Annotated in this window: 16 protein-coding genes, 1 pseudogene and 1 riboswitch; of the genes and pseudogenes, 9 read left to right on the plus strand and 8 right to left on the minus strand. The window is 51.6% G+C overall.

The features are described 5' to 3' along the window. Positions 1 to 23 precede the first annotated feature (23 nt). The gene (locus LDO05_RS01670; RefSeq protein WP_251377163.1) at positions 24 to 1,838 is read left to right on the plus strand and encodes a cache domain-containing sensor histidine kinase; all 1,815 of its coding nucleotides are present in this window, start codon (positions 24 to 26) and stop codon (positions 1,836 to 1,838) included. Then, positions 1,816 to 3,012: a response regulator gene (locus LDO05_RS01675; RefSeq protein WP_251378573.1), complete on the plus strand. Its 1,197-nt coding sequence runs from the start codon at positions 1,816 to 1,818 to the stop codon at positions 3,010 to 3,012. The genes LDO05_RS01670 and LDO05_RS01675 overlap by 23 nt, the downstream gene beginning before the upstream one ends. Before the next feature lie 9 nt (positions 3,013 to 3,021). On the opposite strand, the gene LDO05_RS01680 is transcribed toward LDO05_RS01675, so the two are convergent. The 4 genes from LDO05_RS01680 to LDO05_RS01695 all read right to left on the minus strand — a co-directional run bounded on the left by LDO05_RS01680 (position 3,022) and on the right by LDO05_RS01695 (position 6,588). Then, entirely contained in the window at positions 3,022 to 3,792 is a 771-nt protein-coding gene (locus tag LDO05_RS01680; RefSeq protein ID WP_251377164.1) for a hypothetical protein, read from the minus strand. 278 nt (positions 3,793 to 4,070) lie between these two features. Next, positions 4,071 to 5,135: an S-layer homology domain-containing protein gene (locus LDO05_RS01685; protein ID WP_251377165.1), complete on the minus strand. Its 1,065-nt coding sequence runs from the start codon at positions 5,133 to 5,135 to the stop codon at positions 4,071 to 4,073. Positions 5,136 to 5,311: 176 nt separating this feature from the next. Next, a complete protein-coding gene (locus LDO05_RS01690; protein WP_251377166.1) occupies positions 5,312 to 5,563 on the minus strand; it encodes a YiaA/YiaB family inner membrane protein in 252 nt (83 codons plus the stop codon). Positions 5,564 to 5,742: 179 nt separating this feature from the next. After that, positions 5,743 to 6,588, minus strand: coding sequence for a helix-turn-helix transcriptional regulator (locus tag LDO05_RS01695; protein ID WP_251377167.1), 846 nt, complete (start codon positions 6,586 to 6,588; stop codon positions 5,743 to 5,745). A gap of 192 nt (positions 6,589 to 6,780) precedes the next feature. On the opposite strand from LDO05_RS01695, the gene fabF reads away from it, so the two are divergent. Beyond that, positions 6,781 to 8,019, plus strand: coding sequence for a beta-ketoacyl-ACP synthase II (fabF, locus tag LDO05_RS01700; protein WP_251377168.1), 1,239 nt, complete (start codon positions 6,781 to 6,783; stop codon positions 8,017 to 8,019). A gap of 198 nt (positions 8,020 to 8,217) precedes the next feature. On the opposite strand, the gene LDO05_RS01705 is transcribed toward fabF, so the two are convergent. Next, complete coding sequence (locus LDO05_RS01705) at positions 8,218 to 8,562, minus strand: hypothetical protein (RefSeq protein WP_251377169.1); 345 nt, start codon at positions 8,560 to 8,562, stop codon at positions 8,218 to 8,220. A gap of 298 nt (positions 8,563 to 8,860) precedes the next feature. Here LDO05_RS01705 and LDO05_RS01710 point away from each other — a divergent pair, with 298 nt between their 5' ends. The 4 genes and pseudogenes from LDO05_RS01710 to LDO05_RS01730 all read left to right on the plus strand — a co-directional run bounded on the left by LDO05_RS01710 (position 8,861) and on the right by LDO05_RS01730 (position 13,318). Beyond that, positions 8,861 to 10,909 (plus strand): serine hydrolase domain-containing protein, encoded by a 2,049-nt coding sequence (locus tag LDO05_RS01710; RefSeq protein ID WP_251377170.1) that lies wholly within the window; start codon positions 8,861 to 8,863, stop codon positions 10,907 to 10,909. Between the two features lie 333 nt (positions 10,910 to 11,242). After that, positions 11,243 to 11,392, plus strand: coding sequence for a hypothetical protein (locus LDO05_RS01720; RefSeq protein ID WP_251378796.1), 150 nt, complete (start codon positions 11,243 to 11,245; stop codon positions 11,390 to 11,392). Continuing rightward, positions 11,368 to 11,781 (plus strand): annotated as a pseudogene (locus LDO05_RS01725) (beta-ketoacyl-[acyl-carrier-protein] synthase II); the annotation flags it as partial. The gene LDO05_RS01720 and the pseudogene LDO05_RS01725, both read left to right, overlap by 25 nt. Positions 11,782 to 12,583: 802 nt before the next feature. Next, positions 12,584 to 13,318 (plus strand): hypothetical protein, encoded by a 735-nt coding sequence (locus LDO05_RS01730; protein ID WP_251377172.1) that lies wholly within the window; start codon positions 12,584 to 12,586, stop codon positions 13,316 to 13,318. A 250-nt stretch (positions 13,319 to 13,568) separates the two neighbouring features. Here the strand turns inward: LDO05_RS01730 and LDO05_RS01735 are convergent, their stop codons facing one another. The 3 genes from LDO05_RS01735 to LDO05_RS01745 all read right to left on the minus strand — a co-directional run bounded on the left by LDO05_RS01735 (position 13,569) and on the right by LDO05_RS01745 (position 17,413). Continuing rightward, positions 13,569 to 14,453 (minus strand): IS3 family transposase, encoded by an 885-nt coding sequence (locus tag LDO05_RS01735; protein WP_251375967.1) that lies wholly within the window; start codon positions 14,451 to 14,453, stop codon positions 13,569 to 13,571. Beyond that, positions 14,384 to 14,719, minus strand: a complete 336-nt coding sequence (locus LDO05_RS01740) for a transposase (RefSeq protein ID WP_251375966.1) — start codon at positions 14,717 to 14,719, stop codon at positions 14,384 to 14,386. The genes LDO05_RS01735 and LDO05_RS01740 overlap by 70 nt, the downstream gene beginning before the upstream one ends. Before the next feature lie 345 nt (positions 14,720 to 15,064). Next, a complete protein-coding gene (locus LDO05_RS01745) occupies positions 15,065 to 17,413 on the minus strand; it encodes a UvrD-helicase domain-containing protein (protein WP_251377173.1) in 2,349 nt (782 codons plus the stop codon). Positions 17,414 to 17,650: 237 nt separating this feature from the next. Continuing rightward, positions 17,651 to 17,761, plus strand: a riboswitch (TPP riboswitch). A 105-nt stretch (positions 17,762 to 17,866) separates the two neighbouring features. On the opposite strand from LDO05_RS01745, the gene thiC reads away from it, so the two are divergent. Further along, positions 17,867 to 19,636: a phosphomethylpyrimidine synthase ThiC gene (thiC, locus tag LDO05_RS01750; protein WP_251377174.1), complete on the plus strand. Its 1,770-nt coding sequence runs from the start codon at positions 17,867 to 17,869 to the stop codon at positions 19,634 to 19,636. 335 nt (positions 19,637 to 19,971) lie between these two features. Further along, positions 19,972 to 24,228, plus strand: coding sequence for a M4 family metallopeptidase (locus LDO05_RS01755; RefSeq protein ID WP_251377175.1), 4,257 nt, complete (start codon positions 19,972 to 19,974; stop codon positions 24,226 to 24,228). Positions 24,229 to 24,296 lie beyond the last annotated feature (68 nt).

A 24,296-nucleotide genomic window follows, 5' to 3' on the forward strand; every position in this document is an offset into this window, starting at 1 on the left:
CTGGAGGGGAGGGGGATAATCCTTTGAGAAGAGGTTTTCATTCCATTAACCACCGGTTATTCCTGCTGTTCCTTTTTTGTATGTCCGCGATTGTGCTTGTTGTGAGTCTGCTCTACTACAACCGCAATACGGAGCAGTTTCACGAGAAGATCAGTGATCTGGCACAGAAGAACGTGTCACAGACTGTTGGACTATTTGACCTGCTGTATAAAGGCTATGACAGTCTGTCGAAGACACTCAGCAACAATTTCGACATGGTTCGCAAGCTGAACGATAACTCTACAGAACCGGCTATGGCTTATAATACCGAACAATCGATCACCAATATGATTGGGGCAAGCTTCTTCTCCCGGGATGACCTGGTGGGAATCCACGTGATTACAGATAAAGGCAAGATGTATAACTACGGCAACTATATCAATGTGATCGATCCGCACTACAGAGAGCAGGAATGGTACAGCCAAATTCAGCAATCCTCGGGCAAAATGGCCTGGCTTGGCGTATTCCCGCACTCGCTGATTGACCAGAATCAGAGCCAGCCGGTATTTGCCTTTGGACGTCAGATTTTCGACCTGGATGAGCATAAGCCGATTGGCATAGTATTGTATGAGACCAATCCCAAGCCGATACTCGAAGCTTTGGATAATCTGAAGCTGGGGCAGAACTCTAGCGTATACCTGGTCTCCAGGGGAGGAAGGATGGTATCCGCGTCCGTGACTGCGCAGCCTGCTCCCGAAGTGCCGATACCTGAACTCGGAAATGAGGAGAATGTGGTGGTACAGCAGGATAACGGGTATCTGCTGGTGGCATCCCGGCTGCCTTTTACCGATTGGTCTGTCGTCAGTATTACTCCGGATAAGGACCTGAATGTCGAGCTGGTGCAGATGAAGCGTTACTTGCTGATCGTTGTCTCAATCCTCATCATCGTCTCGGCCTTGATTGCTTCCATCGTCTCCAAGACGTTCTCCTCCCCGCTCAAGCGGCTGATCCGCGAAATGAAGCAGGTTGAGAAAGGGAACCTTCGGGGTGAGCTGAATGTAACCTCCTATCAAGAGATTAACATTCTGGTGGCCTCTTTTAACCGGATGGTAAGGCGGATTGAAGAGCTCATTGAACGAGTGAAGATCTCGTCGGTCAGCGAGAAGAATGCGGAGCTGCATGCCCTGCAGTCTCAGGTTAATCCGCACTTTCTCTATAATACTCTCGATATGATCTATTGGATGCTCGATGAGAAAGGGGACGGGGATGAGCAGCTCGGCGAGATCATTCTGTCGCTCTCTCATATGTTCCGCTATAGCAGCCACTGGGAAGAGGGCGCTGAGGTTACTCTCCGGGAGGAATTTGAGCAGATCAGCCACTATCTGAATATTATTCAGTTCCGGCTGGAGGGAAGGCTTAAGGTAGAGATGGAGACGGAAGAACAGTGGATGGATATCCGGATTCCGAAGATGACACTTCAGCCGGTAATCGAGAATGCTGTGAAGCATGGGCTGGAGTCGCTGGGCAGCAGACAGGGTCTGCTCAGGGTCACGGTCAGGGAAGACGGTCAGAATCTGAATATTAGGATTGCCGATAATGGCTGCGGCATGAAGCCGGCTGAGCTGGAGAGGCTGGCAGCCTCATTGGATGAGAGAAGACCATCAGGCAAAGGACCGGGTGGAATCGGGCTGCAGAATCTGCACCTGCGGCTGAAGATCATGTTCGGGGAGCCGTATGGACTGCAGGTATACAGTATGCCGGAGGAAGGAACTACGGTGAACATTGTCATTCCATTACCGCAGAAGGAAGGGGGAGATCATGATGAACCTGAACAGCCTGAACATCCTGATCGCGGATGATGAGCGGGCAATCCGGGAGGGGATTAAAAGGACGATTGAGCAGATCAGTCCCGATTATCACGTTCATCTAGCCGCGATGGCTACAGAAGCTGTTCAAATTATGGGGAGCAACCGGATTGATATTGTGCTTACCGATATCTTAATGCCCGGGATGAACGGGCTGGAATTCATGAAGATCTCCAAGCACCGTTACCCCCTCGTCAAGTGGGTCGTCATCTCTGCCCATTCGGAGTTCTCCTATGCCCAGGAGGCGGTGAGATTGGGCGCCCGGGATTACCTGCTTAAGCCGATAGGGAAGAAGCGGCTGGTTGAACTGATAGAGCACCTGCAGCCGGAAATCTGGCAGGAAAGTGAACGGATGCGGGAAGAGGAGAAGCTTCGCAGGAACCTCAAATTCCTGCATGAAGGCGTCCTTCGCCGATTGGCCTCGGGACTGGACACGGGCAATCTGGATACGCAGTCACTCATTCAGGAATATTCTGAATTTTATCTGGTCATGGTACAGCTTGAAGGGACAAGGAAAAGGACCGGGACAGGGACGGAGCCAGTGTACCCTCTTGAGCATTTCATCGTCGAGAATGTGCTGTCCGAGCTGATTGATACCCAGGGCAGGGGGCTCGTCATCAGCTATGACTTTGACTGCCTGCTGGGCCTTGTTGTACCTGATGGAGATCTCGAAGAGTTCAAAGACCAGGTGAAGGGACATTTGACCCATTATTTGAAGATTCCTTTCCACATCGCTGTCTCTGGCCATATTCAGGATTTCGATACCATTCCGCAGGTGGTTACGCAGATGAGACAGGCATCAGCCGTACAAGCGGTTGAACCTGCTAAAGGCAGTGGCGAGAAATCAATTGACGACGCCTTGTTATATATACAAGAGCACTATAGCGAAGATCTCTCCCTCGAACGGGTGGCTTCCGTCGTCTACCTGAATCCTGCGTACTTCAGTCAGCTGTTCAAGCTTAAGACGGGTCAGGGTTATAAAGACTACGTGATCTCCCTGCGTCTCGAGCAGGCGAAGAAGCTGCTTCTGAATCCGAGGCTGCGGCTGGCGGACATTGCCGGACGCATCGGATACCAGGACATGCGGCATTTCACCCAGGTATTCCGCCGGAAATTCGGCTTGACTCCAACCGAGTTCCGTCATAAGCAGAATGTTAAGGTGATCTAGCCGAAGCTGTTACTTCGCCGGAATCTGCGCCCTCGCCTTGGCAATAATTCCGCTGATCTTCAGCTCCAAAGTGTGAATGCCCTTCTTCTGATCTATAGCCTGGCGGGTTAGTGAGACAAGGACAGACAGGGAATCTGCTGTCCGCTTGGCTTCCTTCTTCTGCAGCAGCTGCTTGAAGTCACTCCACTCGGCGGAATATCGCTTCTTGGGGATATCCAAGGCGCTCTTGGCGGATTTGATCTGCACTTTGACAGAGTCTATGCCGGCAAGGATCGCGCGAATGTCCTTGATCTTCCTGGCTTTCTCGTCTTTGGCGGCTTTCAGCTGCTTCTCCTTTAGCTTGATATCCTCTCTGGCCAGCTGGACAGCAAGCCGCATCTCGGCTGTCGCAGATTTAGTACCGCTGACAGAGCTGTAGAGTACGAACATCGGCTTGTACTTGTCCTTGGTCATCTGAAGCTTCTTCTCCAGCTGAGCGACTTTGTCCGCATCAATCCCTGTGATCTGCTTGCGAACGGCGATTATCGCTTCTTCGTTCCCATAATGTGCATTCTTGATAGTCCCATCCAGAGCGGACTCCTGTGCCAGCAGTGAGGATAATTCATTGAAAGACGCAATAATCCGGCTCTTTAGCGCTGCATCCGCCGCTGCGGCAGCTTTCTCCACAGATAGCTTAAGCGAATCGGTAAGCTGGGAGCTTGATCCCAATACCATTGAGGGAACCGACGCGGCAAGTATGGCAGCTAGAACGATCGCGGCCATTGTTCTGTTCAGGTTCATAATAAGTGCCTCCTTTAGATTGATGTACCTAAGCGGCAGGGCGTGATAGGAAGCCTCTGTTCTGTCGCGGGAACCGCTACCCCTCGGCGCAATGCCACAGCTCACTCTCGGATACAAGGCAGTTGCCCAAAGCCCCTGAATCACGCCAAAAAGCACCCATAAGAAAAGGCGTCTCGCCTAATCTTACGGGTGCTTCCACGTAAGTACATATGTTTGCATTTAATATACAAGATACCTGAACTGGAGTCAAGTGGAAGTGGGAATTGCCAAGTTACAGGTTATAGCTCCGATGCCTCGCTGTATTCGCCTGCTGTACTATAGATTTTCCAGCCATCCTGGGTTTTGCGGAGGTAGTAGGTGTCGTCTCCGGCTGAAGACATGGTGTAAGAGTCTGTACCCTGCGAAATTGTGAGTTCAATCGTCCCTCCGGTCATATCAACAACCGCGTACCGGTCCGATTTAGAAGTGACCTGCCCGTTCATTTCACCCTTCATGGTAACTTCCATAGTCAGCCCCATGTCTTGGTAAGCTCTCATTTCTTCCACAGCTAGCAGCTCGAGGTCTCTGGCAAAACCGACTTCGTTCTTCTCAATGCCGATCTGCATTTGGTCGAAGTCCCCGTTCTTGAAAGCGTCGAACTGTTCCTGGATGTGCTGCTTCACGAGAACGACTAAGACGCTGTCCTCCGGAGTAAGTGTGGACTCCAGATGAAGGGAACGATTCAGGAAGGTGGCCGCTTCAGCCCGGGTGGCCGTAGCTCTCGGATGGAACCCGCCGTCCTTATAACCACTGGCAATTCCAGCCTTGCTCAGCTTCTCAATGTCCTCCTGGGCCCAGTACCCGGAGATATCATTGAAGGCGACAGGCGTTCCTTCGAATTGAACCGTAGCATTGAAGAATCTGGACAGAATGGCGCTAATTTCGGCTCTGGTAATCCTGCCGTTCGGTGCGAAGTGAGCTGTATCCACCCCATTCACTATGCCAAGCGAGCTCGCTTCGATTACAGCGGAGTAGTACCAGTCGCTCTTTTTCACATCGATAAAGGTATTATCCTTAAGTGTCTCAGGTGCGGCAGAATCGACAGCTCTCAGTAAAATGGTGACGAATTCGGCGCGTGTTACCGCATCATTTGGCTTCAGATATACCTCGCCATCTTTGTTGTAACCTTTAAGCACACCTGCCTGAACGAAGTCGCTTAGCACCTCGGAAGCCCAATGTCCCTCCACGTCGGCAGGAAAGTACTGGTATATGTCACCGCCCTCTGCGGTCTCCTCAGCATAGGCAGATGGAATAGCCGCTGTCATGAGAATAACGGTCAGAAGAATAGATAGCCATTTGTTCAAAATAAGTTCCCCCTTAAGAAGTATGTAATGTCCTGCGGAATGGCCTCTACTAATATAAGTCCTTATAAAAGAAGGAACAACTAGTAATAAAAGGAATAACGATAAAAAAGACCAGCCGCCCCCGCATGGCTTGCATGGGTGACGGCTGGTCTTCGCTTACCTCGGCTTAAATTGTCTTAGCTGTTATGTGTGGTATTGCGGTTCTGTTCGGCGATAATCTCGTTATCTTCGCTGTTATCCCTGGTCACTTTCTGTGTCAGGATAGCACCAACGGCTACCAGAATCATAACCGCGACATAGTATCCCTTCTCGTTCAGCTGCATATCGGCATTGTAAATCCCGATCGAGAATAAAGCGATCCCGGCGAAAAATGTGAAGTAAGCTAGGAACGTGAACGCTGGTGTGTTTCTTTTTCTGTACTTTTGCAAAATAATTACCCCTCTGTCTGAATTTTGTTCATGTGAAGATGTCTGGTTATTCTAGGGTGGAAGTCAAATATGGATATATCTTACTATGCGGCCCGCTACTTTTCTACTGGTTTTTTGATTCTTGGAGCAGACTTCCCAGGTATGGATGCCTTCAAGACCAGTATTTGCTATTTGAATGATCAATGGCTGCCGTTCATCAGCTTGCTGAGCTTGGTCTCCGTGCTGGAATCCTGAACCGGCGTATAGACACTGCACCTTAGATCGGTGGCCCCCTGAACCTGAAGGGAGGTCAGGTTGAACAGCATCTTCCCGGCACGGGCATGCCGGAATTCAATCATGACCTCCGGTGCGGAGCTGACGTCGCTCGCATTCCACAGCTCCAGGAAGTCCGGGTACTGATGGGTCATTTTGTCTATAAAATCTGAATACCAGGGGTCGGCAACATACTGTCCGTAGTAGGCGCGGAAGATGGATAGAAATCCCCGCACAAAGTGCTCCCAGTTCACGGCAAGGCTGCGGAGCTCTTTCTTGTTGAATAACAGCTCGATCATATTCCGCTCGGATGCGGGAATTAGATCGAAATTGAGGAACACGTGCGCAGCTGCCGCATTCCATCCTACAATCTGGCATTTGCGATCAGAGATAATGGTTGGACAGTATTTAAGCTCATCCAGAATTCTGCGGAGCGAAGGACTGATCACCGTGTCTTCTGCTTCATTAGCAGGCTTCATATGAGAGCCGGGTTCCAGGGCCAGCGCATATAAATATTTCCGCTCATCGGTGTTCAGCTGAAGGGCCCCGGCAATAGCATCCAGCACAGAGGGGGATACCTTGATATCCCGGCCCTGCTCCAGCCACGTATACCAGGTCGTGCTGACCCCGGCCAGAGTCGCGACTTCTTCCCTGCGGAGTCCGGGAGTTCGGCGCCGGGTACCGGGAGGAAGGCCTACGGTATGAGGATGCAGCTTGGAGCGCTGGGCTTTGAGAAATTCGGATAGAGCCTCAAGTCGTGCTTCCGGTTTCATGGCATTCGTCCTTTACAAGTTTATTCTAGTGCTAATTATACTAGGATAAATACAAACTTGTAATAGGATAATGGCTGGTTACAATAGAGACAAGAAATATAGAATGTTATTTCATGCTCCCATACAAGGGGAGAGGTGAGCTGCTGTTCACCGGCTCCACAATAAATTAGATCGTAAGAGAGAGGTGCCAAGATGGAAAGAGTAGTGATTACAGGAATGGGGATTCTATCGCCCCTTGGAAATGAACTGGATACGTTCTGGAATGGACTCAAGGAGGGAAGGTCGGGCATAAGCACGATTGATACTTTTGATGTGTCGGGTTACAAGACCCGGATTGCGGGCCTGGTCCGGGGACTTGATCCCGAAGGCAGATGGGGACGCAAGGAAGCCCGGAAGATGGACAGGTTCAGCCAGCTCGGGCTTGCGGCAGCGGAGCAGGCGCTTGAGCATTCGGGACTGAAGCTGGATCAGCTCGATCGTGAGCGTCTCGGGGTGTATGTAGGCTCCGGTATCGGCGGGATTGAGACCCTCGTGAACAATGTGGATCTGCTGCGGGACCGCGGTCCGGGCAGAGTCAGCCCCAGCCTTGTTCCGATGATGATCTCCAATATGGCTGCGGCGCTTATCAGCATCCACTTTGGCGCGATGGGTCCAACACTATCGCCGGTTACCGCCTGTTCGATCGGGAACACGGCGATCGGTGAGGCTTGGCGCGTGATCCGAAGCGGTGACGCGGATGTGATTTTTGCCGGGGGAACCGAGGCTGCCGCTCATCCCATTGCCCTGGCCGGATTCGGAAATGCTACGGCGCTTTCAGTCCGAAATGATGAGCCTGCGAAGGCCAGCCGGCCGTTCGATGCGGACCGGGACGGGTTCGTGATGGGAGAGGGTGCGGGTATCCTTGTGCTGGAATCCCTGACTCATGCCCAGAAGCGCGGCGCGCAAATCTATGGGGAAGTGATCGGCTACGGGGCTAGCTCGGATGCCTACCACATGGTGGCTTCTCATCCAGAGGGGATCGGAGGTTACCTGGCGATGAAGAGTGCTGTCAAATCGGCGGGTCTCACCCCGCAGGACATTGATGTAATCAGCGCCCATGCGACCAGCACGGAGGTAGGCGACCTGGCGGAGACGATGGCGATCAAGAAGCTGCTGGGCGAGGCGGCGCACCGCGTTCCGGTTACGGCTAACAAATCCATGCTGGGACACATGTTCGGAGCCGCCGGCGGGGCCGAAGCCATTGCTCTCGTGCAAAGTCTGCGGGAAGGTATCATCCCCCCGACAATCAATCTGGATCAGCCGGGTGAGGGCTGTGACCTTGACTATGTGCCGAATACCGCCCGGACGGGCACGTTCGAGGTGGGATTGTCCAATTCCTTTGGTTTCGGTGGACACAATGCCGTAATTGTGCTGAGGAAGTATGCGGGCTGATACTGGAGAGGGCAGGTAAGCGGTCAGCTCTAACGGACTAAGTGCCCTGAATCTGTTTGTCTGATGTCCAGACTAAAAATGCTAAAGAAGCGAGGGCCTTGTAAGGTTCCTCGCTTCTCTTATTCAAGCTTTCTTATAATAAAAGGACATATTTATTATTCATGTACTGGCTCTTTTCACACCTTTTAAGTTGGTATCCTAATGTCCGAAGTCAGCTATATTATCTGTTGTAAAGCCCCTATATGATGCATCTACAGGCCTGCTTCCATCACCGCCGCCTCTGAAGGTCACTATATAGAACCCGGCTCGGACACCTTGAGGATGATTACCATTGCTTAACCAGGCATACGTCTTTCCTCCGGGAATAGTTTTTGTAACATATGTTTTCTTAGTATTATAGTGTGTCACAACTACTTTTAAGGGAGCCCTGGATTTGTTTTTGAAGAAAACTTTAACATACCCGTATCCACCAGGCACTTCAAAACCTCCTAAAGCCGTGCCCTCATCGGAGGTAACTCCATTCCCGAAGCCTTGATTACTCATGTCAGCTGTGGTTATCCCCTTATCAAGACTGCCTGAATCTGTACTGTTGTTAAATAGTGCGCCAGGGGAGAGCTATAACTCACACTATTTTCAATTTTTAGTATAAGTTTATATTTTCTAACTCATTCTTGGAGCATTGAAGATGGATGTGCTGTGCTCCTCCTCTACGTCTTAAGACCGAGCGCCATACAAGCCTGTGGCCCAGCCAGAATTTCGGACTGTGGGCGGTTCATCCGCTAATTCTTCTCCTATAGAATGAAATGGAATACTATTCCAGTCCGATTGAAGGAGTGAATTGATGACTACTTACAAACGAAATAAAACGAGGACCGCCCAGGTGCTCCTGTGTGCGGCGCTCGTAGTGTCCCTGGTTGGCGTACCGGTTGCTGCCCATGCCGAGACGGCTGGGCCTGTACCAGTGGCACAAGCTGTATCAGCGAAGGGACCGGTCGATCCTGCGGAAGTCGCCGCATTCGCCGACCGTTTCTTTGCCCGGCCGGAGATTGCCGAACAGTTGACTGGCGCAATCGCCGTTATTGTCAAAGGTGATCAAATTATGCTGAATAAAGGGTACGGCTACGCCAACATTGAAATGAAGAAACCGATCGATACGAAGACTACGCTGTTCCGGATGGCCTCGATTACAAAGTCGATTACCTCGACCGCTGTCATGCAGCTGGCGGAAAAAGGCAAGCTCGACATTCACAAGGATATTTCCGCTTATATGCCGGATATTCCGCTTAAGAACGAAACCGGCACGCCAGTCACGGCCGCGCACCTTATGAGCCATACGACGGGTTTTGATTTTACCGATTCAGTGGCACGCGTCAATCCTCAGAAGGATGGAACGATTCAGCTGGGGGACTTCATTCGCGGGAATGCTCCAAGCGTCATCCGCAAGCCGGGCGAAGCATATCGCTACGATAATATCGCCTTCACAATGCAGGGCTACATCGTGCAGAACATTACCGGAGAGCCGTTTGAGGAATATTTGGACAAGCATATTTTCAAGCCGCTTAACATGACGCATACAAGCATGAAGATGACACCGGAAGTCACCTCGAACCTGGCAACCGGGTATGATCAGAAGCGGAAGCCGCACCCGGTCTACCCCAACGTGCCAACCATCGCTCCGGAGGGGGGCATGTTCTCGAACGGCAGCGACATGGCGAACTACATAATCGCGATGTTAAATGGAGGGAAGCTCGGGGAGACACGTATTCTGGAGGAGAAAACAGTCAAGGAGATGCAGGCTGTTCACTATTCTGCCGCGACGGATGTACCGATCGCCTCATATGGCTTCGAATCATTCATGCATGCGAAGCATAACGGGCAGTTAGTGATCGGCAAAGGCGGAGATCTGGACGGCTATCACTCCTGGATGTGGTTGCTGCCGGATCAAAAGGTCGGCGGCCTGATCTTGACGACGAGTGATGCAACCGCCAGTGTGAGAGACCGCTTTTTTGCTGCATTTATGGATCATTATTATCCGAAGCAGGAAGCACCGAAGACATACCAGAATGCTGCCAAGGCCGAACTGGCACGGTTCGAAGGTATCTACCGCGGTCTTCGAACGCCGCTGCTGTTCTCGAAAGTGACTGCGGAAGAGGGCCATCTAACAGTTCAGGATGGGACAGGAACCCATACGTTGAGACAGATCAGCCCTCTCCGGTTCGAGGATGAGAAGGGTGTGCCCGCCGCCTTCAAGGAAGCTGCGGACGGCGGTATCGCCTACCTGTACTACACCTCTCCGGACAGCATGTCCGAGAAGCTTCCGGCTCCTGACAAGTACGGCGATGTCCCAGACAGCCACACTTATGCGGATTATATATATCAGCTGCGCGCCCTTGGCGCGTTCAACGACAAAGGGCAGACATCCTTTGGACCGAAGCAGACGATCAGCCGCGGGGAGTTCGTGAGTGCTCTCGCCCGCTTGGCCGGTCTGCAGGCCTCCCAGACGGCGAGCGCCTTCGCCGATATGAAGGGCCGCCCGGATGCGGCCGCTGTACAAGCCATTGCTGAGCTTGGCGGTATTACCGGTACGCCGGAGCAGCGATTTGAACCGGACCGGGCTATTACCCGGCAGGAAGCCGCAGCGATTATCGCACGAGTGGCACGCGCTGCTCTGTTCTTCCCGCAGATGTCCGTGAACCTCAAAGTCAAACCCGCGGCCTGGGCGCAGCAAGACGTTGAGCTTGTCGTCGGCATGGGCTTATATGGTCCGGAGACCAGACCGGATGCCCAGGGTGCCGTCGATTACGAGCCTGCTCGCCCGATGCTGAAGCAGGAAGCGGCAGCGATGCTCGCCCAGCTGCTGCTCAAGGCATTGTCCGGCGTACAGAACTAAACGAATCAGCCCCGGCCTCCATCACAAGATGGGAGCCGGGGCTGAATTTGAATTGAACGGAATATAGTTCGGGCTGTAAAGGGTGAATGACGTCTACCCTGGCGGTACACAAAGTCCTCAACTTATTCCTAAGGTCAAGGTCTCCAAACCATAATCCAGTTCCTAAGGTCTACTAACCATAATTCAGCCAGCCCTGTTACGTTGGTTGAACAGCGGATAGCCATGCCTACATGCGTTATTTCGTGGACATCGCCAGTTCTCGGGCGAGCAAATGGTCTGCAGCATTATGGGCACCGGGTGCCGGAAGCGGCGCAGCCTTCCGGCTAGGCAAGCGTGGACGTGCCGCGGTCAGACCGGCATGTCCTTGCGGCCCCTGTGCATGGGCTTCCCGCACAAGGGGCAGGCCTTCGCGGCGAGGCCATGGTCCCTCGCCGCAAACAAATGGAGACAGGTGAGCAGGGTTGCGAGGTTACCTGGCGATGAAGAGCGCCGTCAAGTCAGCGGGTCCACCCCGCAGGATATCGACATGATCAGCGCCCACGCCACCAGTACGGAGATGGGCGACCTGGCGGAGACGATGGCGATCAAGAACTGCTGGGCGAGGCGGCGCACCGTGTTCCGGTCACGGCTAACAAATCCATGCTGGGACACATGTTCGGAGCTGCCGGTGGGGCCGAAGCCATTGCCCTCGTACAAAGTCTGCGGGAAGGCATCATACCCCGACAATCAATCTAGATCAGCCGGGTGAGGGCTGCGACCTTGACTATGTGTCGAATACCGCCCGGACGGGCACGTTTGAGGTAGGATTGTCGAATTTCTTTGGTTTCGGCGGGCATACGGTGATTGTGCTGAAGAAGTATGCGGGTGAATGAGAGTAGGGATGGGGCGTAACTAATGGATTAAGCTCCCTTCATCTACTCTTATAAGAACATAAAGAGAAGCGAGGGATTATAAGTACCCTCACTTCTTTTTAGCGTAATCAAGTTCAATGATATCTTTAGCGAGAAATCAGCATCTGCTTCTCTGATTCTGACTGTCTAATTTCAACACTGCCTATGTATAGTTTTATCTGATCGACTAATTTGCTCCATAGAAATAATCATGTATACAATAAAATCAAACCGTGTTAAAATTTTCAAAAAAACGAAAGGAGTATGGGTTAATTAGATTTAAACTTGGAGGTGTTTTAATGACCAAACGATATGCATATTTCTTTTTTTGGACTATTGGGTTTATATTAATTTTATATTTAGCAAGCCAATCTTTGCAATACTTCAATACTAAATCTGATGAAACATTTAACGCTTCATACAAATTTTGGTCATTGGGAATAGCTAACATCATTATCGGTATTTACTTTTCATTGTATAGGGGGATACCCAAAAAAATTATATTCAATTCATTTCAGCTCGTTATACTTATTATAAGTTTTATATTTACCGCTTATCCATTTCTAATATTTTACTTGGGATTACCTAATTTATTAGGAATAGATATTGTAATGGTTTATAACAACGAAAGTAGTATTCTTATTCCAGTCCTATTTGGTTTTTCCATAGTCAATACTTTTTTTGGGTTTAAAACCGACTAAATAGATAAGTTTTATTAGACATGTTTGAATAATAGTAGTAAGGTAAATTTGTGGTAAAATAATACTAATTAGGAGGTTATTGTATGTCTAAACGTATCTTTAGTTTGTTCTTTTCATCGTTTATTGCACTTTTATTAGTTGTTCCAGTGGTGAATGCAGCTCCTCCGGATACTCATCTTAAACTGTTAAAGAAGAATACTGAAATTAAGGACCAAACAGAATTGATTAATAGAGCAAAAAACAACATTTCTGATCTCCCTCTTGAAGAGCAGGTAAGTACAAAGGAAATTACTTCTTCTTCTAAAAAAAAGCTACTATATGTTACACAATATAAGACGGCACAATTATTGACTGAAGAGCAGGACACAACAAATGACAATATCATTTCTACTTACGCTCTAACAACTCTAGCAAGTTATAGTGCCTCAAAGTATAACAGTGGATGGGACAAAACTTCTTCGGTAAAAGCAGAATCAACAATTTACGTTACTTATGTTTATGATAGTCACGGAGTGAAATACTGGAAGTCGGCAGGGGTTAGTGGTGGATGGGGAGTATACGCTTCGGGCATTTCAGTAACTAATAAAAAGGTTATTTATGGAGTATATGGAGTTCCAGAGGGTGGTGGTTTAACTCAGGTTAGCGAAACTAAGTATCCCACTGGTTCCACGTTTGAATATACATCACCAACGTCATGGAAAGCTGTACTACCAACAGCAACTGGTCAATTAGCGCCAAAAGTTGGCGTAACTACATCGGCCACATTATCTGGATTTGGTGATACTTGGAGTCTTGAGTTAGTAAACTTTTTTGCTTGATAAATTTACTATACGCGCCTCATAAGACGCTCAGTAACTTTAAGAGACGCAAAATTGAATAGATACCCTTAAAACCGGATTCGATTTTGTGGATTCGGTTTTTTCCTTTTGAATTGCTTAAATTAAAGCTCTTATAGATGATACTTTAAATAAGTTCCAACTCAATAATCCAACTTGTGTAGAGAGCGGCCTAAATAGCTCTCTATCTGACACTGGTCAAGACCCCATTTAGTAGACATTAAAAAAACACCTAGGCTGCAAACTGGCGTCGGTAGTCTACCGGCGTCAGTTTATCTAATTTACGCTGTGGTCGTCTTCGGTTGTAAAATCGTATGTATTTCTCGATTCTTCTTTGTGCCTCAGCCATTTTTCGGATATCATAAGGATAGAGTCCTTCCGTTTTGAGATGCGAGAAGAAGCTCTCCATAGAGGCGTTGTCTAGACAATTGCCCCGGCGTGACATGCTGATTTGGGCGCCAACCTTTGGCAGCATGTCGTGGTAAGCATGAGACGTGTACTGGAATCCCTGGTCGCTGTGAACGACCAATCCGGTCACGTCTTTTTGCTTGGCAAATGCTTTGGCAAACGTCTGTAGAACCAACTCATTGTCGTTACGTTCGCTCAGCTGGTAGGCAACAATTTCGTTGTTGAACAGATCTTTTATTGCTGAAAGATACAGCCAGCGTTCACCTACACGGTATTGGGTCACATCCGTCACCCATTTCTGGTTTGGTTTTTCCGCTGTAAAGTCTCGCTTCAGTAAGTTCTCTGCTACTCGTTCCCCAGTTTGGTACGCAGGGCTTACCCGGCGTTTACGGCGAATACTGGCCTGAATGCCGAGTTTTTGCATAAGACGCAATACCTTCTTGTGGTTCATCCAAATGCCGTCATCCTTCCACAAGAACAATTGGAGCTGGCGGTACCCGTATTTTCCTTCGTAACGCTTGTAGACTTTACGGATTTGTTGTTTGGCTTCGGCGTCGCGGTCGTTTCCCTTTCGCTTCAAATAGGCATAGTAACCGCTTTTGGAGACGCCAAAGAGTTGGCATAAGTCTGCAATTTTCCCTAGAGTTGCCGCTTTCTCGATGAGCTTAAAGCGTTCTTCCTTGCCTCCTGCATCCAGATTTCCAAGCACTTTTTTAACATGTCATTCTCCCGCTTGAGCTTTTGGACATACCGGTCTTGATCGATATATTCTTTCCGCCTTCCCCGCTGATCTAACAGGCCATACTCACCTAGTTCCCGGTATTTTCGCATCCACCGCTTCATTCGATCTTTGTCCTGAATGCCCAGATGTTCGTTGATTTCCCGATATGTCCATTTCTCCTCAACGTGAAGCCGAATCGCCTCTAACTTTAATTCTTCCGAATACTGTTTGAGTTTCTGTCCTTTAATCGCCATAAAAATGCACCCCTTAGAATTCATCGGAATAACCAGGGGTTTTTCCAATGTCTATTCTAAGGGGTGCACTTCAACACCTTATTAGGGGGTTATTTATTAGTACTTTAGTAAAGATTTAACAGATCAATTTTTAGTTTGAATCCGTGCAATATCACAGTGTATCTGAAATGAATCTGACGGATGCAAAGGCTGAGGTAGAATCATAATTTCACAGTTAGCACTAACACTTCAGAATCTCGGACAATCTTATGTCACGCTCGAGAGGCTGCTTAGTATATGTTGGTCTAAAGAAGGGGGCCGGAAGCGGCGCAGCCTTCCGGCAAGACAAGCAAGGACGTGCCGCAATTAGACCGGCACGTCCTTGCGGCCCCTGTGCATGGGCTTCCCGCACAGGGGGCAGACCTTCGCGGCGAGGCCATGGTCCCTCGCCGTAACCCGGGTCCAGGCGATACAGCCTGGACCTTGGCACAGCCAGGCGGCGACGCTCTCCGTGCGCGTCGCCGCCGCTGCACCGCCGCTGCGGGCGCTTCGCCCGTCCGCAGCGCGGCTCCCGCTGCGGGCGTAAGCCACGCCCGCAGCCACTTCCCTTCGAGCGCGCGAAGCGCTCGAAGGGGTGGCCGCGCCTTCGGCTGCATCGCCGCCGAAGGCCGAGAGCAGAAAGCGCGAGACGGCCGCTTTCTTGCCGCGGTACCTTGCGGGGGAGCTGATGATCAGCTCCTCCTTGGCGCGGGTGATCGCGACGTAGGCAAGCCGCCGCTCTTCTTCCAGGGCGGCTGTCCCCTTGGAGGCACCGCCCACTTCGGAATAGGCGGTGTCCTTCATGCGGTCGGCTTCGATCGCCGAGCTGTGCGGCAGGCTGCCTTCGATGGCGCCGATCAGCATCACAACCGGGAACTCAAGCCCTTTGGACCGGTGGATGGTCATCAGGGCTACACGGTTCCCCTGTTCCCGGGATTTGTCGCTGCTCTGCTCCCGGCTCTTCTGGATCACATCGCTGATGAATCCAAGGAAGCCTACTACTGTATCGAAGCGATCTGCAGAAGCTTCCAGTTCATCCAGCATCTCCTTAATCATTTCCTTGTGCTGGGTCAGCAGCTTCCGTTCATCCGCCTCGACATAAGCATTGTAGAATTTCTCTCTCATCCGGGCGATGGCCGCCGCTGGTCTCATCCCGGAGAGCGTGCGGATCAGCTCAAGCCGGTCCTGGATCTTGGCCAGCTGGAAGTCCTTAAGCCCGGACAAGGTCAGCAGATGAACCAGCGGGCCTTTCTTGGCCCGAATCGATTCCTGCTGGACAATATGGGACATGCCCCGTTCCCGGTTGATATAGAGCGTTGGGAGCACGCTCTCCATCGCGGTGAAATCCCGCCGGTTGAGGCCCAGTCTTAGGTGGTCCACAAGCGGGAGTACTAGGGCATTCTCATAGAGGAGCTGACCATCTCCATATTCAATATATGGAATCTCCCGGATCATGAGCTGCTCCAGAATGGCCCGGTTGTTGCTGGTTGCCCGGTAGAGCACGGCGTAGTCCCCATAATTCCGTCTGCCGGCCCGAACCTCATGCTCAATGCGGTCGAGAGCCAGCCGCGCTTCTTCGTCACTGGAGAGCGGGCGCGTGTACATCGGCCCCGAAGCTCCTGATCTAACCGCCTCCAGTGTCTTGCTTCTGCGGTGCTTGTTGTGCCGGATTACTTCATTGCCAAGACCGACAATCCGTGTCCCGGAGCGGTAGTTAATAGTAAGCGTAATGACTTTGGCCTTCGGGTAAGTCTTCTCGAATTCCAAAATATACTCGCTGCGCGCCCCGTTAAATGAATAGATGGTCTGATCATCATCGCCAACCACCATGAGATGATCCTGCGGGGCGGCGATCAACTTGACCAGCTCATACTGCAGATGGTTCGTGTCCTGGAACTCATCCACCATAATATAACGGAAGCGGTCCTGAATGGTGCGCAGCAGGGAGGGACTCCCCTTCAGCAGCCGGTAGGCCAGGATCAGGACATCATCGAAGTCCATCTTCTCGTGATCGAGCTTCCACTGCTCATACTGCAGTAGAATGCGTTTGGTCTCCCGCTCGGTCACACTGTCTTCAGGCATATCGGGGAGATCTACCAGATTGGTCTTGTAGGAGGAAAGCATGGACAGCAGTGTCTCCGGCTGATAAGCATCCTGAAGACCCATTTCCCGCATAATCTGCTTGAGCAGAATGTGCTGTCTGCGGGTCTCGCTCCAGATCTCCAGCTCATTGCCCTGCCTGCGAATCAGCTGCAGGAAGAAGGAGTGGAATGTCCGCGCCTGCAGGAGACGGACATCGTGCGGATGAATGCCCGGCAGAACGGCAATCCGGTCGCGCATCTCCTGGGCGGCCTTGCTGGAGAAAGTCAGCAGCAGAATTTCCCGCGGATCGACACGTCTTACCGACAGCAGATAACCGGTGCGGCAGATCAGGACGGAGGTTTTGCCGGAACCGGCCCCGGCCAGGGTCAGCAGCGGTCCCTTGAAATGGCGCACCGCTGCAATCTGCGACGCATTCAGCAGAATACCGCTGGCTTCCAGCGTACGGAAATAACCGGCATCCGGATCGCCTCCGCCGACAATCTCGCGGCTGGTCCTGGCAGCGGCCACCCTGGCTTCGGGAACGTGCTGCCGGGCCGCGCCCGCGGGTATTTTATTGAAAATGGATTCTCCCATCAAACTCACCTTCATTTATTCGTACATATATTTTTATCAGCTTATTAGCATACCTCTATTCTTCCAAACATACAATAAGTAGAGCACTGGGAAGTGTGCCAAAGCAGAGTTTAGCCGCCTGAATGCTGGAAAATTAATCATTTATAGTCTGCGATTGTAAATCTAGCAGGGTTAAGTTAAGATAGTATAGAAGTTGAACTTGTGAACTGCTTATAGTTCAACTTCTATACCGACAACTGCATATCAAGCGGGAGCTCAAGGTTTTGGGCTGAGAGGATAGGAATTCCACTATCGACCGTTATACCTGATCTGGGTAATGCCAGCGGAGGAATTGAAATGGACGAAGTCTGTCTGCTTCAAGAGACCCTTTTTAGTGTCTGCTAAGAGGTCTTGTTATGTCCATTTACACGCTCGGCCTTTCTCGGATAACTCACAGAGGAGGCTTTTTTTGTTATGACCAAAGAGACGATTCAGCTTCAGACTTCCGCCCTGCCGGGCAGCCGCAAGGTATATGTGGAAGGCTCACGGCCGGATATTCGTGTGCCGATGCGCGAGATTGCGCTCAGCCCCACTTCCGACAGCTATGGCAGTCAAGAGAATGCGCCGGTCCGTGTGTACGATACGAGCGGCCTGTATTCCGATGCCGCGGCGCAGACCGATATTACGAAGGGGCTCCCTGAGAACCGCCGCGCCTGGATTATGGAGCGTGGGGACGTGGAGGAGTATGAAGGAAGAGAGATCAAGCCGGAGGATAACGGCTATCTGACCGATGATCCAAGGGCCAATACGCAGCAGTTCCCGCATTCAGGCAGACGTCCGCTGCGGGCGAAGCCGGGTCATAATGTGACCCAGATGCATTACGCACGGAAGGGGATCATCACCCCGGAGATGGAATTCATTGCGATTCGCGAGAATGTGCCAGCCGAGTTCGTGCGTGATGAAGTGGCGCGCGGCAGAGCTATTATTCCCAGCAATATCAATCACCCGGAGAGCGAGCCGATGATTATCGGCCGGAATTTCCTGGTCAAGATTAATGCCAATATTGGCAACTCGGCCGTAGGCTCTTCCATTGAAGAGGAAGTGGAGAAGATGACCTGGGCCACCCGCTGGGGCGCGGATACGATTATGGACCTGTCCACAGGCAAGAACATTCACACCACCCGGGAGTGGATTGTCCGCAACTCTCCTGTTCCGATTGGAACGGTTCCGATCTACCAGGCCTTGGAGAAGGTGAATGGCAAAGCCGAGGACCTGAGCTGGGAAGTCTACCGCGATACGCTCATTGAGCAGGCCGAGCAGGGAGTGGATTACTTCACCATTCATGCCGGAGTGCTGCTGCGTTATGTTCCGCTTACGGCGAAGCGTCTGACGGGCATCGTCTCCCGGGGCGGCTCGATTATGGCGGCCTGGTGCCTGGCTCATCATCAGGAGAACTTCCTGTATACGCATTTTGAGGAAATCTGCGAGATTATGAAGGCGTATGATATCGCCTTCTCGCTTGGCGATGGTCTCCGCCCGGGCAGCATTGCGGATGCGAACGATGAAGCCCAGTTCGCGGAGCTGGAGACGCTCGGGGAACTCACTAAGATTGCCTGGAAGCATGATGTGCAGGTGATGATCGAAGGACCGGGCCATGTGCCGATGCACCTGATCAAGGAGAATATGGATAAACAGCTGGATATCTGCGATGAGGCGCCGTTCTACACGCTCGGACCGCTGACGACCGATATTGCGCCGGGTTATGATCATATTACTTCAGCCATAGGCGCCGCTATGATCGGTTGGTTCGGTACGGCGATGCTCTGTTATGTGACCCCGAAGGAGCACCTCGGTCTGCCGAATAAAGAAGATGTAAGAGAGGGAGTCGTCACTTACAAAATAGCTGCCCACGCCGCTGACCTGGCCAAAGGCCATCCCGGTGCGCAGGATCGTGACAATGCGCTCTCCAAGGCGAGGTTCGAGTTCCGCTGGAGAGATCAGTTCCACCTCTCGCTCGATCCGGAGCGGGCCATGGAGTACCATGATGAGACTCTTCCCGCGGAGGGAGCCAAGACGGCCCATTTCTGCTCCATGTGCGGCCCGAAATTCTGCAGCATGCGGATTACGCAGGATATCCGCCAATACGCCAAGGAGAAGGGCCTGGATAGCGAAGAAGCAATCCAGGAGGGGCTCGAAGCCAAGTCGAGGGAGTTCAAGGAGACGGGCAGCGTAATCTATAAATAGTATGAACCCCTGGAAAAGCCCGAAGGCGTCTAGACGACCCTCAGGGCTTTTCTATTTAATTGTGTCGAAAAATAGTTATTTATGTCGAATAATCTACAAAAAACAATTTCATATTCGATATAATAGATACATAGACTCTAGTCCATTCCGTGTTGGCGGAAATTAGATAAAGTTGAGGATTTTTCTGGTTCATTCTACTAGTACTGGATTGAAATAGAGTAAGGAGAGTTCGAGCTTCTAGTTCGTCCGTCAGGTTGACCCGAGATAGTAGTCTATTACAATATCGCAAGGAACGGGGAGGTAGCGCGGTCTTGAAGAGTAACAAACTGACCAGAATGTTGATGGTGATCCTGTCCGCAGTCTGTATTACGAATGGAGCTTGGGGAATGGGCACTGTCCAGGCATTTGCCGGAGAGGAACAGATTGCCGTACAGCCTAGTTCGGGTGAAGGGCAGCAGACTGAGGACAAATCCCGCTTTTACAAAGATATCACGTCACCCAGTCTGGCAAGCGACAGCTCGGTACTGAATTTCTTGAAGGAGAATAAGGAGATCACCGGGTTAACAGATCCGCAGACGAATCTGAAGCTTATTGATAAGAAGCAGGATAAAATTGATCAGACCCATCTTCTATATCAACAGCAGTATCAAGGGATTCCGGTATATGGCAAATATATGCGGGTTCACCTTGACGAGAACAAGCAGGTTCAGGAGGTTGCAAGCCGGACTGAACCGGAGAAAGCGGTTATGCCCGATCAGCTCACAGCTTCCATCAGCGCAAGTCAAGCTGTGAATATTCTCAAACAGTGGATCGAGGACCAGGAAGGAACGGAGATCAGCTGGGATTCCGCTGATGCCGGTCAGCAGGTGCTTCGTGCCCCCGGGCCTACAGCCAAGCTGATCATCTATCCCGGAGATCAGGGGTACAGGCTCGCCTACGAGGTTAATGTGACCTATCTCAAGCCCCATCCTGGTAAATGGACAGCCTATGTCGATGCCGGAAACGGCTCTATTATGGATGAATACAGCACTTCCTATCAGGCAAGAAGCCTGAATCCGTCCAATATGACGACAGGGGTCAGCACAGGATATAACGGCGATTCCAAATCGTTAAATATTTATAAAGAACCGTCTTCCGGTAAATACCAGCTGCTCGATATCACCAAGCCGATGTGGCAGATGTACACAGATACCGACCGTGGTGTATTCACCTATGGCTATGGCGGGACGGATAGCTTCGGTAAAATCTACTATGAAAATATCGAAAGCTCCTCAACAGCCTTCTCGGATCGCCAGGCGGTTGATGCTCATTTCAATGCAGGCAAGGTCTATGACTATTACTATACCAAGCTTGGGAGAAACAGCGTTGATGCCCAAGGCAGCCCCATCCGCTCCATTGTTCACATCCCGGATCTCTGGAGTGCGACCAATCAAGGCGGAGCCTGGGATAATGCTGCCTGGTTCGGAGGCTACATGCTGTACGGGGATGGAAGCGGATCTTCCAGAGGCGGATTTGACTGCTTGTCCTGCGGACTGGACGTTGTAGCGCACGAAATCACGCATGGCGTGAACGAAAAGTCTGCGAATCTGGAGTATCAGAATCAATCGGGCGCGCTGAATGAGTCCTTCTCCGATCTGTTCGGCGCCTTAATTGAATCCAACTATGATTCGGCCGATACCAAGTGGTGGTTAATTGGTGAAGACTTAAGGCAGGATCGCCGGGCCTTGAGAAATATGAGGAATCCGGGGGATTCGTCCGTTCTCTCCCCGCAGCCTGCTCATATGAGTGATTACGTGTATCTCCCGAATGACAGTACCCACGATAATGGAGGCGTTCATACGAACAGCGGAATTCCCAATCGTGCCGGTTACCTGATGGTAGCCAATCTGGAGCCGCTTCTGGGTACAGCAGGCGCCAAGAATGCTGTAGCCTCGATGGCTTACGATGTGTTAACGAATTATCTTAACGCTACTTCAAATTTTGTTGATGCCGCGAACGGATATGAAAGTGCCGCGCAGAATTATGTTAAGGCGCATTCCGAGCTTCAGTATAGCCGACAGCAGATTATCCAGGCGGTGACAAGCGCATGGAACTCGGTGGGCATTCAGACGGCGGATACTGCAGCTCCGGCTTTCACGCAAGGGTATCCGCGTATAGGAACGGTGACGGATGTATCAGCGGAAGTGGTTCTGAATGTGGATGAAGCCTCCAAGGTATATGCCAAAGTTCAGCCTGCCGCCGATCCCGCACCTACCCTTGGGGATCTTAAGATGGCCGCTTCCCAGTCGGCTTCCGCTTATCAGGATCTAACGCTGACTTTTAGCAACCTCAACCCGCAGACCTCATATGTGGTGTATCTGGCCGCCTATGATACGACGGGTAACGTAAGCAGCGCTCCGGTGAAGGTGTCTTTCGTTACCAAGCAGCAGGTTAAGCCGGCAGATACGACTGCGCCGGTATTTGCGAATGGTTATCCCAAAGCAAGCGCGGTAACAGACAATTCCCTTCATGTGCTGGTGAAGACGGATGAGAATGCGGCGATATATGCTTTGCCAGTTCCGGCAGATCAGTCCAAGCCGACCCGGGAAGCGCTGCAGCAGCTTGCCCCAACGATTGTAGCGGCGGGGCAGGAAGCAGACCTGTATTTCGATAAGCTTAGTCCCGACCAGGATTACATCATCTATTTCCTGGCGAAGGATAATGCTGGCAATACCCAGACAAGTCTTACCGAAGTGCCTGTTCATACGGCAGCCCAGTATGCGGGAGAACCTGTTCTTACCCTGCTGAATCCTGTTATTCAGGAGGATCTCAGCAATGATGGAACCGTATCGGCGACGCAGTCCTTGTATGTGGACCACGGAACATTTGTTCAGGATATAACAGGAGGGGTTGTGCTCGAAGGGCTGCCGGCAGGTCTTGGTTATGAAGCTGTACGGAGCAGTGATCAGCTCGTGCTGATTCGGTTAACGGGGAAGGCCCTTCGTCATACCCATGCAGATGATACTGTAGTTACAGTGAAGGTGAAGTCTGGATACATCACAGGTGTGGCCTCGGAGATGACAGCAGGAATATTCACCCTCGACTTCATGGATCCGGTCACTGTTCCGGCAGATCCTCCAGGTGGCGGGTCGGGCGGAACGGGATCTGGTGACGGCTCCGGTGGCAGCGTCCCTGGTGGAAGCACGGACGGCGGTTCCGGTGGTGGTGGCATCCCGGGTGGAAGTACGGATGGCGGCTCCGGTGGCGGCTCCGGTGGCGGCACCTCTGGCGGAAGCACAGGTGGCGGAGGTTCGGGTGGTGGCGGCGTACCGGCTCTGCCTGAGCAGCCTGATGAAGCAGCAGGACAAGGCTCCTTCAATGATACCGCACCGGGCTTTGAGTACGTGCCTGCTTCGGATGAAGTGAAGAGCACCCGGCAGGAAGGACAGGAGCAAGCTGTGCTCAACGTGACTGCCGACATAGCCAGCAGTGCGGTAGGGCGGATGTCATCAGCAGATAAAGTCTGGTTGATCAGACTTGATCATGAAGCTGATGCATGGAAAGTTACTTATCCTCTTAGTGTGCTAAGAAATGCTCCAGCTATATCGGGTGCGGGTATTAAGCTTAGTACAAGTGCGGGAAGCTTTACGCTTCCGTTATCGGTGCTTAAGGCGGGCATGGTAACTGCCCGGACAGGAACTTCAGCTGAAGGCTGGAGGGTCGAGATTACAGTCAAGCGGGCAGATGCAGCCGGGCATGCACAGTGGAGCCAGGCGGTCTCCAGATCGGCGGCAGGCAACCTGCTTCAGCCGGTTCACTTCGAGGCAGCTTTGACGAACAACGTGGAGAGGGTGGCGCTGCAGGACTTTGGCCGGGCTTATGCGGCTCGTACGCTAAGACTTCCTGCCGGGCTTCCGCAGAATTGGACTGCGGTTACCCTCGGTCCGGATGGAGAGCTTCTCTTTGTCCCGGCTGTCAAGGTGAAAGAGGATGGTTATGACGCCGTTCAGATTATGACTACTCATACCAGCCTGTATGGTATTGTTGCAGCCAGCAAAAGCTTCCCTGATCTTAACAGCCACTGGTCAAGAGCGGACGTTGAACTGCTCGCTTCCAAACTCCTTGTTAAAGGGGTGTCTGCAAGCAGGTTCGAGCCGAATCGTCAGGTTACCCGGGCTGAATTCGCCACATTATTGGTGCGCGCACTAGGGCTGAGCTTGACCCAGAACCAGACAAGCTTCAAGGATGTTAAGCCAGGAGCCTGGTATGCGGCGCCAATCGAATCGGCTTATCAATCTGGCCTGATCCGGGGAACGGGTGCTAACCAGTTCAAGCCTGATGCTCCGGTCACCCGGCAGGAAATGGCGGCGATGCTCGGTTCCGCCATGGATCTGCTGGGCAGACAGAAGCCGGACAGCGGAAGTGGCATTGCGATCTTCAAGGACCGGGACACGGTAGCTCCTTGGGCAGCATCATCCGTAGATACGGCTGTCCGAGCTGGACTGCTGCAGGGAAGCGGCGGCCTGTTCAGACCGGCAGCCCCATCTACCCGGGCGGAAGCGACCGTGGTGCTGAAGCGCCTGCTGGTGTTTGGGCAACTAATGACTAAATGATTGATTCATTTTCGGTACTTAACAAAGTTAAATAGTTTTTTATTACAGCGTACTTCTGGGCACGCGAC

Origin of the sequence: Paenibacillus sp. YPG26 (assembly GCF_023704175.1) — a bacterium.
Lineage (GTDB): Bacteria > Bacillota > Bacilli > Paenibacillales > Paenibacillaceae > Fontibacillus.

What these genes read in the sequence shown, in the direction of transcription:
- LDO05_RS01755 (WP_251377175.1), top strand. Translation starts at nt 19,972, where the DNA reads ATGTTGATGGTGATCCTGTCCGCAGTCTGTATTACGAATGGAGCTTGG.
- thiC (WP_251377174.1), top strand. Translation starts at nt 17,867, where the DNA reads ATGACCAAAGAGACGATTCAGCTTCAGACTTCCGCCCTGCCGGGCAGC.
- LDO05_RS01740 (WP_251375966.1), bottom strand. Translation starts at nt 14,719, where the DNA reads ATGGCGATTAAAGGACAGAAACTCAAACAGTATTCGGAAGAATTAAAG.
- fabF (WP_251377168.1), top strand. Translation starts at nt 6,781, where the DNA reads ATGGAAAGAGTAGTGATTACAGGAATGGGGATTCTATCGCCCCTTGGA.
- LDO05_RS01680 (WP_251377164.1), bottom strand. Translation starts at nt 3,792, where the DNA reads ATGAACCTGAACAGAACAATGGCCGCGATCGTTCTAGCTGCCATACTT.
- LDO05_RS01705 (WP_251377169.1), bottom strand. Translation starts at nt 8,562, where the DNA reads ATGAGTAATCAAGGCTTCGGGAATGGAGTTACCTCCGATGAGGGCACG.
- LDO05_RS01695 (WP_251377167.1), bottom strand. Translation starts at nt 6,588, where the DNA reads ATGAAACCGGAAGCACGACTTGAGGCTCTATCCGAATTTCTCAAAGCC.
- LDO05_RS01710 (WP_251377170.1), top strand. Translation starts at nt 8,861, where the DNA reads ATGACTACTTACAAACGAAATAAAACGAGGACCGCCCAGGTGCTCCTG.
- LDO05_RS01745 (WP_251377173.1), bottom strand. Translation starts at nt 17,413, where the DNA reads ATGGGAGAATCCATTTTCAATAAAATACCCGCGGGCGCGGCCCGGCAG.
- LDO05_RS01730 (WP_251377172.1), top strand. Translation starts at nt 12,584, where the DNA reads ATGTCTAAACGTATCTTTAGTTTGTTCTTTTCATCGTTTATTGCACTT.